The sequence below is a fragment of the Caulobacter sp. GW821-FHT09A05 genome (assembly GCF_059418465.1).
Genome location: NZ_JBWKPX010000014.1, coordinates 97,278 through 107,316, shown reverse-complemented (window position 1 = coordinate 107,316; position 10,039 = coordinate 97,278). Strand labels below are relative to the sequence as shown.

Here is a 10,039-nt window from a genome sequence, read left to right as displayed (position 1 = left end):
ACCCTGGCCGACGCCGACGGCCTGGGCACGCTGCACTACCAGTGGCAGCGCGACACCGGTTCGGGCTTCGTCAATGTCGGAAGCGACCAGGCGACCTACATCCTGGGCGACGCCGACGTCGGCGGCACGGTCCGGGTGGTGACCAGCTACACCGACCAGCAGGGCGCGGCCGAGACCGTGACCTCGTCGGCCACCGCCGCCATCGCCGGGGTCAACGACCCGCATACCGGCGGGGTGTCGATCACCGGCGCGACGACCGAGGACCAGGTCCTGACGGCCAATACCGCGACCCTGGCCGACGCCGACGGCCTGGGCACGCTGCACTACCAGTGGCAGCGCGACACCGGTTCGGGCTTCGTCAATGTCGGGAGCGACCAGGCGACCTACACCTTGGGCGACGCCGACGTCGGCGGTCTGGTTCGCGTGATGGTCAGCTATGCCGACGGCCAGGGTTTCGCGGAATCGGCCACCAGCGCCAGCACCGCCGCCATCGCCAACATCAACGACCCCCACACCGGCGGCGTGTCGGTCGCCGGAACGACGACCGAGAACCAGGTCCTGACGGCCGACGCCGCGACCCTGGCCGACGCCGACGGCCTGGGGGCGCTGCACTACCAGTGGCAGCGTGACAGCGGCTCGGGCTTCGTCAATGTCGGGGCCGACCAGGCGACCTATACCCTGGCCGCCGCCGACGTCGGCGGCGTCATCCGGGTGGTGACGTCCTATACCGACGGCCAGGGCACGGCCGAGTCCGCGACCAGCGCCGCCACGGCGACGATCCTGTCCGCCAACGGTCCGCACACCGGCGGGGTCAGCGTCACCGGCGCGGCGACCGAGGACCAGGTCCTGACCGCCGACACGTCCAGCCTGGCCGATCCTGGCGGCCTGGGAACGTTCCACTACCAGTGGCAGCGCAGCACGGTTTCGTCGGGCTATGTCAATGTCGGGACCGACCAGGCGACCTACGCCCTGGGCGACGCCGACGTCGGCGCCCAGATCCGCGTGGTCGTCAGCTATACCGACGGCCAGGGCGTGTTCGAGAGCGAGACCAGCGGCCCGACCTCGGCCGTGGCCAATGTCAACGACGCCCCCACCGGCGCCGTGACGATCACGGGCGCGGCCACGGAAGACCAGGTGCTGACCGCCGACGCCTCGACCCTGGCCGACGTCGACGGCCTGGGGGCGCTGCACTACCAGTGGCAGCGCGACAGCGGTTCGGGCTTCGCCAATGTCGGGGCGGACCAGGCGACCTACGTCCTGGGCGACGCCGACGTCGGCGCGACGGTCCGCGTGGTGGTCAGCTACACCGACGGGCAGGGCACGGCGGAAAGCAGGACCAGCGCCGCCACCGCGGCGGTCGCCAATGTCAACGACGCGCCCACCGCCGCCAATGACGCCGGCGCGGTGGCCCAGCGCCTGACGGTCACCGGTTCGGTCCGGACCAACGACGCCGACATCGACAACGCCACCGCGACCCTGACGGTGACCAATGTCGCCTACAACGCCACGCACGTGGACCAGGCCGTCATGCCGGGCGGGACGGTCGTGAACGGCGCCTATGGCAAGCTGACCCTCAACCCGGACGGCTCCTACAGCTACGTGGCCGACCACGAGGGCCTGGTCGTCGGCCAGGTGGTGACCGACACGTTCGACTACACGATCAAGGATCCCTCCGGCGCCGCGGCGACGGCCCAGCTGACGGTGACCGTCACCGGCTCGGCCACGGGCGACGCCAACGCCAACATCCTGATCAGCGACGGCTCGGCCCACACCCTGACGGGCAAGGGCGGCGCCGACACCCTGACGGGCGGCGGCGGGGCGGACGTCTTCGCCTACGAGGCCGTCGGCGACAGCACGGTCGCGGCCTTCGACACGATCACCGACTTCACGCATGGCGCCGACACGCTGCGGCTGACCCCGCTGATGACCGGCACGACCAGGCTGACCCTGAGCACGGACGGGACCGACAAGATCCTGTCCATCGACCTGGACGGGGACGGCGTGGCCGAGGGCCAGATCAAGGTGCTGGGCCAGGGGCTTGAGGTGACCGACATCGTCACCGGCGTGGCCGATTTCGGCTTCACGATCAACGGCTCGTCCGGCGCCGACACCCTGACCGGCGGTTCGGGCGCCGACGTGATCAACGGCGCGGGCGGCGCGGACTCGATCCGGGGCGGCGGCGGCGGCGACACCCTCGCCGGCGGGGCGGGAGTCGACACCTTCTTCTTCGGCGCCGGCGACTCGACCTCCGACCACTGGGATATGATCACCGACTTCGCGACCGGCGAGGACAGGCTGGACATCTCGGCCGTCGACGCCGGCACGGTGGCGATCGCGCGCTTCGGCTCCAGCACCTTCGTCTATTTCGGCTCGGGCGCCAGCGCCGGCGTCGTGCAGATCAATGGTGACCTCAAGTACACCGACCTGATCGTCAGCGGCGCGGTCCAGGGCTACACGCTGTACGCGGGGAGCGGCGTCGAGACCCTGACGGGCAGCGCCGGCGCCGACGCCTTGGTCGGCGGCTCGGGCGACACCACGCTGAACGGCGGCCTCGGGGCCGACATCCTCTATGGCGGCAGCGGAAACGACACCTTCCAGTACACGGCGATCTCGCAATCCAACTTTGCCGGCTACGACGTGATCTTCGGCTTCGACTCCGGTCACGACAAGGTCGACATCTCGGCGATCGACGGCGGCAAGATCACCATCGCGCGCTATGAGGGCACGACCTTCATCTATTCGGCGCCGGACGGCGGCGGGAACAGCCAGGCCGTGGTCGCGGTCTCGGGAACGTCGCTGAAGGCCACCGACCTGGTCACCAGCGGCGGGGCCACCCAGGCGTTCGTCCTGGTGGGCGACGGCGCCAGCCACAATGTCGCCGACACCCTGGTCGGCGCCGGCGGCGCCGACATCCTCTACGGCCTGGACGGGAACGACAGCCTGACCGGCGCCGGCGGGGCCGACTTCATGCTCGGCGGTGCGGGAGCGGACACCTTCGTCTACACCTCGGCCGGCGAAAGCTCGCCCATCGCCACGGACCTGATCTTCGACTTCAGTTCCGCCCAGGCCGACAAGCTGGACCTGACGGGCATCGACGCCAATTCCGGCACGGGCGCCAACGACGCCTTCTCGGTGGTGACCAGCTTCTCCGGCGTGGCCGGCCAGCTGGTCATCGCCGCGCCGGACAGCTCCGGCTACCACCACGTCTCGGGCGACGTAAACGGCGACGGCGTGGCCGATTTCGTGATCGCCCTGAACGTGACCGGCACGCTCACCTCGGCCGACATCCTGCTGTAGGAGACTTGTTCACCCCGCCATCACGGCGATCATCCCCGCCGTCCTGGCCCGAACCTCGGGCGAGGCCAGGCAACTGGCGACGGCTTCGTAGCCGGGTGCGCCGGGATAGGGGGCGACGCGGACCGGCGGGGCGTGATTGGCCGGGCAGTAGAGGATCGTCTCGTCGGTCCCGAGCGCGGCCCCGAGCGCGGCCAGGTCGAGGATCGCGCTGGACCGCGTCAGCAGGAAGACCGGCCGCGCGTCCGGGCCGCGGCGGCGCAGCCAGGCGACCAGCGCCGCCTGGGCCGCCTGGTCCAGGTCCTGTTCGGGCATGTCGATGACCAGGGCGGCGGCGGGTTCGATCTCCAGCGCGGCCAGCAGGACCAGCAAGGCGTCCGACGGGCTCGCCCCATCCTCGACCAGCCAGGTCCGCGTCCGCTCCACCCGCGCGGCGAGGTTCGGATCGGCGCCGAGCCGCGCGCGCGCCGCCGCGCCGCCGTCGGCCGTCCGGTCCAGGCCGAGGAAGGTCGCGTCGGGCAGGCCCTCGGCCAGGCTCAGGGCCAGCCGCGTCTTGCCGCTGCCCAGCGGGCCGGTGATGTAGGTCAGGGGCGGGATGTCGCGCAGGGTGAAGGGTTCGCCGCCCCAGGGCCAGGGCAGGTCGAAGGCGACGCTCGGACGGGCGGTCGGCGCCAGCAGCCGGGTCAGGTCCCCAATGTCCGGCGCCCGGCCCCGCGCCAGGCCGGCGCGCAGTTCGCGGACCTTCTCGACGAGACCGGCCAACTGGCGGCCCTGCTGCTCCAGCGACGCCTGGTGGGCCGCCAGCGCCGGCTCCAGGGCCTGGGCGTCGCCGTCCAGCACCTGGGCGACGCGGGCGAGGCTCAGGCCCAGGGCGCGCAGGGCCACGACCTCGCCGGCCCGGGCCATCTCGTCCGGCCCGTAGGCCCGCCAGCCGGCCGCCGTGCGCGGGGGCGCGACCAGACCGCGCCGCTCGTACAGCCGCAGGGCCTTGGTCGACACGCCCAGCCGCCGCGCGGCCTCGGACGCGTTCAGGAAGCGGATGGAAGAAGGCACGGAATCACCTCGCTGGCGGCTGACCGTCGGTCTTATCGGGGCGGACCCAGGGGCCAGGTCAATGGCCGGATCGTTCGAATCTCGTACTATCGGTCTGACAAATGAGGGAGCGAACGCACCGATGGGCTTTCCGACACCACGACTGGCCCTGATCGCCCTGGCGGCGCTTTGCCTGAGCCCCGTCTTGGCCGTCGCCGGGCCGCGAACGGCGATCCCGCTGACCACCTGGACCTTCGCCAAGGGCGACTCCAAGACGGCCCAGGCCCCGGCCTTCGACGACCGCGCGTGGGAGACGGTGAGGCTGCCCCACACCTACAACGCCGCCGACGGGGCCGATGGCGGCGGCTATTATCGCGGACCCGCCTGGTATCGCACCCATCTGGTCGCCCCCGCGCGCAAGGCCGGTCAGCGGGCGTTCCTGGAGTTCGACGGCGCGGCCCTGGTCTCGGAGGTCTGGGTCAACGGCCGCCCGGCCGGACGCCACGCCGGGGGCTATGCGGGCTTCCGCTTCGACGTCAGCGACCTGATCGTCCCCGGCGCCAACCTGGTGGCGGTGCGGGTCGACAACGCCAGCCATAAGGACGTCGCGCCGCTGGGCGGCGACTTCACGGTGTTCGGCGGCCTGTACCGGCCGGCCCGGCTGGTGGTCACCGACGCGGTGCACGTGGACATGCTCGACCATGGCGGCCCCGGGGTCTACGCCACCCCGTCGGCGGTCAGCGCCGACGGCGCGGATCTGTCAGTGCTGGTCCGGGTGCGCAACGACCAGGCCGCGCCCGCGCGGGTCGCCGTGCGCTCGCGCCTGCTGGACGCGGGCGGCAAGGCGGTGGCGACCCTGTCGGAGACCGTGGATGTCGCGCCCGGCGCCGTCCTGCCGGTGACCCTGGCGACCCGCGTGACCGCGCCGCGCCTGTGGCGGGGACGGGCCGATCCCTATCTGTACCGGCTGGAGACCTCGGTGGGCGACGACACGGTCACCGTGCCGGTCGGCTTCCGCACGATCGCGGTCGATCCCGCGCGAGGCTTCCTGCTGAACGGCCAGCCCTATGGTGTGCACGGCGTGAACCTGTTCCATGCGGGTCGGCCGGCCAAGGGCCTGGCGGTCGGCGACGCGGAGATCGACGCCGACTTCGCCATCCTGCGCGACCTGGGCGCGACGGGACTGCGCTTCGTGCATTTCCAGCACCCGCGCCGGGCCTATGAGAACGCCGACCGCGACGGCTTCCTGGTGTGGACCGAAATCCCGCTCAACAGCGTCGCCGACGACGGTCCCGCCTTCGCCGCCAACGCCGCCGAGCAGCTGCGCGAGCTGATCTGGCAGAACTATAACCATCCCTCGGTGGTGACCTGGGGCCTGGCCAACGAGCTCTACCGGTCCGACGCGGCGACCGCCAGGCTGCTGTCCGGCCTGCAGGCCGTGGCCAAGGCCGAGGATCCGTCGCGCCCGACGGTGCTGGCCGACTGCTGCAAGTCCGAGACCGACCCCCAGGCCCTGCACACCGACCTGATCGGCCAGAACCGCTATTTCGGCTGGTACGACGGCAAGCCCGAGGACATCGGCCCGTGGGTCGAGGCCGTCCACGCCAAGCGCCCCGACCGGCCGCTGGCGATCAGCGAATACGGCGCCGGGGCCAGCGTGCTGCAGCAGGAAGACCCGCCGCGCCGACCGGTCGCCAACAGCAAGTGGCACCCCGAGCAGTACCAGGCCCTGTTCCACGAGACCTACTGGCGGGTCCTGCGCGAGAAGCCGTGGCTGTGGGGGACCTTCGTCTGGGTCGGTTTCGACCTGGCGTCCGACGGCCGCGACGAGGGCGACCATCCGGGGATCAACGACAAGGGCCTAGTCACCTACGACCGCACGGTCCGCAAGGACGCCTACCATTGGTACCGCGCCAACTGGACGACGGAGCCCATGGTCCACATCACCAGCCGTCGGGCGGTGCTGAGGAACGCTTCGGCGGTGACGGTGAAGGTCTACGCCAACGTTCCCTCGGTCTCGCTGACGCTCAACGGGCGGGACCTGGGCGCGGCGCCGGTGGTCGACCATGTCGCGACCTGGCCCGTGACCCTGGCGCCGGGCGTCAACCGCATCGCGGTGCAAGGCGGCGGGGCGCGGGACGCGGTGACGTGGACCTTGGTTGCGCCAAAGGTGGAATAGATCAGGTCATGTCATCCCGGACGTAGCGAAGCGAAGATCCGGGACCGCCGGAAGCGCTGAGTTCACGCGTCGATCCCGGATCTTCGCGCTGCGCGCTTGTCCGGGATGACAATGGTCTTTGACCAGCTTCAGCTTGAGAAGCCGCTTCGCCAAAGGCGCTCTAAATGTTTGGATCAGGAGCCTGTTCATCGAGATCAGATGATTCCATCTGATCTCGACAGGCTCTAGGCGAACACCACCGTCTTGGCGCCGGCGATCAGCACGCGGTGCTCGACGTGCCAGGTCACCGCGCGGGCGAGCACGGTGCATTCGACGTCGCGGCCCAGGGTCACCAGGTCATCGGGCGTATGGCTGTGGTCCACCCGGTGGACGCCCTGCTCGATGATCGGGCCTTCGTCGAGGTCGGTGGTCACATAGTGGGCCGTGGCTCCGATGATCTTCACGCCACGCTCGAAGGCCTGGTGGTAGGGCTTGGCGCCCTTGAAGCTGGGCAGGAACGAGTGGTGGATGTTGATGCACTTGCCCGACAGCCGCGCGCACAGGGCCGGTGACAGGATCTGCATGTAGCGGGCCAGCACCACCAGGTCGACGTCCAGGTCGTCGACCAGCCTGAGGAAGGCTTCCTCCTGTTCGGCCTTGTTGGCCTTGGTGGTGGGCAGGTGGAAATAGGGCAGGCCGCTCCATTCGGTGAACGAGCGCATGTCCTCGTGGTTGGACATCACCCCGACGATCTCGACCGGCAGCAGGCCGGCGCGCCAGCGGTGCAGCAGGTCGAACAGGCAGTGGCCGAACTTGGAGACGGCGATCAGCACCTTGGGCTTGGCGTTTGCATCGTGCAGGGCCCAGGTCATGCCGAAGCGCTTGGCGATCAGCTCGAAGCCGCGGCGCAGGTCGTCGATCCCGGGCATGTCGCCGTCGGGCCGGAACACCGTGCGCATGTAGAACTGGTCGGCCAGGCCGTCGTTGAAGTGGCTGCTTTCGACGATGGAGGCGTCGTTGTCGGCCAGGAAGCCGGACACGGCGGCGACGACGCCCTTACGGTCGGGGCATTGCAGGATCAGGATGTAGCGGTCGGCGGGGGTCTGGGCGTTCATGGCTGGGGTCGTAGTCGACCTGGGCCGCACGGCCAAGCCGCATTGTTCTGGCGAGGCTTTTACAAAATGACGCGCCATGAAAAACGGGCCGCGACCGCCGACACGATCGCGACCCGTGCTTCTAGCCGGTCGAAGGGGATGGAACCGGCTGGAAGGCGAAAACCCTAGAACTTCACCGCCAGCGAGACGCTGTAGTTGCGGTCGGGCTGGGTGTAGGCGTCCTTGACCGTGGAATTGTCGGCCAGGCCGCGCACGTCGCTCCACCAGGCGTAGGTCTGGCCGGTGAGGTTGAACACGCCGCCGCGCAGGGTGACGGCGTCGGTGACGTTCCAGTAGGCGGTCAGGTCGAGCACGGTGAAGGCCTTGGGCATCCAGCAGTAGTCCGAGCCGGTCTGGGGCCGGGGGACGCCGTTGACGACGATCGTGGTGCTGCAGCTGACGCCCGAGCGGCCGGCGGATTCGCGGGCCGAGTGTACGGCGTTGAGCGCGCCGCCGAACCGGCCGGCGGGGTCGCGATACGACAGGCCGGCCACCACCTTGACCGGGTCCACCGAGGTCAGCGGGGCCTTCCGGCCGTTGTTCTCCGAATTGCCCCGGGCGTAGGAGGCCGCGCCCTGCAGGGTGAAGCCGCCGCCCAGCTCGGTGGCGAACCGGGCCTCGGCGCCGGTGATCTCGGCCTTGGACTGGTTGATGTACTGGTAGACGGCCGGGTCGGTGGCGGTGAAGGTTCCACGCACCTGCACCTGCTCGATGAAGTCGTCGTACTTGCCGGTGAAGCCGGTGACGCTGGCGTTCCAGGTCGGGCGGTTCAGCCGCAGGCCCAGCTCGAAGGTCTGGCTGGTCTCGGGCTTCAGGTCGGGGTTGGAGATCGACATGTAGTTCGAGGCCAGGTTGGCGAAGCCGTTGTTGACCTGCGACGGCGAGGGGGCCTTGAAGCCGGTGGCGGCGTTGGCGAACACCGTCACCAGGTCGGTGGCCTTCCACACCACGCCCAGCTTGGGCGAGACGTGGCTTTCGCTCTGGCTGGCCGGCACGTTGGCGGTGAACAGCGCGTCCCGCTTGGGCTCCAGCTTGTAGTAGTCGAAGCGCACGGCCGGATAGAAGGTCACCGGGCCGACCGCGATCTCGTCCTGGGCGTAGGCGCCGGCCAGGGTGTAGTCGGTGGTCGGGAAGGCCCGGGTGGGGAAGGTCTCGCCGGCCGGGGGAACCGTGCCGTCGCGCACGCCTTCCTGGCGGGTGATCGAGGCGTCGCCGCCCCAGACGAACCTGTTGGTGATCCCGCCGATCGTCGCCTCGCTGTGCAGTTCCAGCGCCGCGCCGAACACTTCATTGTCGAAGGTGGCGTCGCGGGTGCGGTCGGCGGCGGTGTTGCGGTCCTCGGCCGAATACTGCCGGGTGGTGCTGTCCTGGTAGTAGAGCGTGGTCGTGGCCGACTGGATCAGGCCCTGGCCGCCGGTGAAGCGGTGGTCGAGGCTGACGCGGTCGCGCCGCATCTTGTCCCAGGCGGTCAGGCCCAGCACGCTGGTCGCGGCCAGGGGCGGCTTGGCGATGGCGCTCAGCACCGTCCAGTCGGTGTCGCGATCCAGGTGGTCATAGGTCAGCCGGAAGCGGTTCTGGTCGTTCAGGGTGTAGACCACCCGCGCCAGGACGGCGTTGGACCGGTTGTCCTCGGGATTGGCGGTGGTGCGGTCGGTGTTGGCCGAGTCGTTGGTCCCGGCGGTCTTCTGGCCTTCGCCGTCGCGGCGGGTGTAGGCGACCATGGCCTCCCAGGCCCCGGCCTGGCCGGCGGCGGTCAGGCTCTCGGTCCAGCTTTCGTCGGCCGAGGCGTAGCCGACCCGGCCGCGCAGGCCGAAGGCCTTGCCGCTCTTGAGCAGGTCGGACGGATCCCGGGTGAAATAGTTGACCGAGCCGGCCAGGCCGTCGCTGCCATAGAGCGCCGAGGCCGGGCCGCGCACGATCTCGACCGACTTCAGGGTGTCGAGGTCGACATAGTCGCCGCGCCCCATGTTCTGGGCGCCGAAGGCGTAGCCGTCCGGCACGCGTACGCCGTCCACCAGGATCAGCACGCGATTGCCTTCCAGCCCGCGGATGTTGAAGCCGGCGTTGCCGTCGCGGCCGGTCGAGGCGCCGGCGGCGGTGAAGCGGGCCGGGGCGCTGCGCACCGAGACGCCGGGCTCGAAGCGGACCAGGTCCTTGATGTCCTTGACCAGGCCGTCCTCGATGTCCTGGTCGGAGATGACGCTGGCGGTCACCGGGGCGTCCTGCAGCCGGGTCTCCGAACGGGTGGCGGTGACGGTCACCCTGTCGAGCTCGACGGCCGCGTCGGCGGCGGTGGAGGCGGCGTCGGCCGCGGCGGCCGGCTGGGCGCGGAGCAGCGCGATGGCCGAGGCGGCGGCGAAGCTGGCGAGCTTGAGGCGAGACATCGAGGACCCCCGGGGTC

The 10,039-nt window shown here is 70.4% G+C and carries 5 protein-coding genes; 2 read left to right on the top strand and 3 right to left on the bottom strand.

From position 1 onward, the window contains the following. Window positions 1-3,297, top strand: a 3,297-nt coding sequence (locus AC07NX_RS15120) for a beta strand repeat-containing protein (protein ID WP_494642859.1), incomplete at its 5' end; no start/stop codon positions are given. Window positions 3,298-3,306: 9 nt separating this feature from the next. On the opposite strand, the gene AC07NX_RS15115 is transcribed toward AC07NX_RS15120, so the two are convergent. Further along, window positions 3,307-4,347: a MerR family transcriptional regulator gene (locus AC07NX_RS15115; RefSeq protein ID WP_494642858.1), complete on the bottom strand. Its 1,041-nt coding sequence runs from the start codon at window positions 4,345-4,347 to the stop codon at window positions 3,307-3,309. 121 nt (window positions 4,348-4,468) lie between these two features. On the opposite strand from AC07NX_RS15115, the gene AC07NX_RS15110 reads away from it, so the two are divergent. Beyond that, window positions 4,469-6,505, top strand: coding sequence for a glycoside hydrolase family 2 protein (locus AC07NX_RS15110; RefSeq protein WP_494642856.1), 2,037 nt, complete (start codon window positions 4,469-4,471; stop codon window positions 6,503-6,505). Window positions 6,506-6,729: 224 nt separating this feature from the next. Here the strand turns inward: AC07NX_RS15110 and purU are convergent, their stop codons facing one another. Beyond that, a complete protein-coding gene (gene purU, locus AC07NX_RS15105) occupies window positions 6,730-7,599 on the bottom strand; it encodes a formyltetrahydrofolate deformylase (RefSeq protein WP_494642855.1) in 870 nt (289 codons plus the stop codon). Between the two features lie 164 nt (window positions 7,600-7,763). Then, complete coding sequence (locus AC07NX_RS15100) at window positions 7,764-10,022, bottom strand: TonB-dependent hemoglobin/transferrin/lactoferrin family receptor (protein ID WP_494642854.1); 2,259 nt, start codon at window positions 10,020-10,022, stop codon at window positions 7,764-7,766. Window positions 10,023-10,039: the final 17 nt, after the last annotated feature.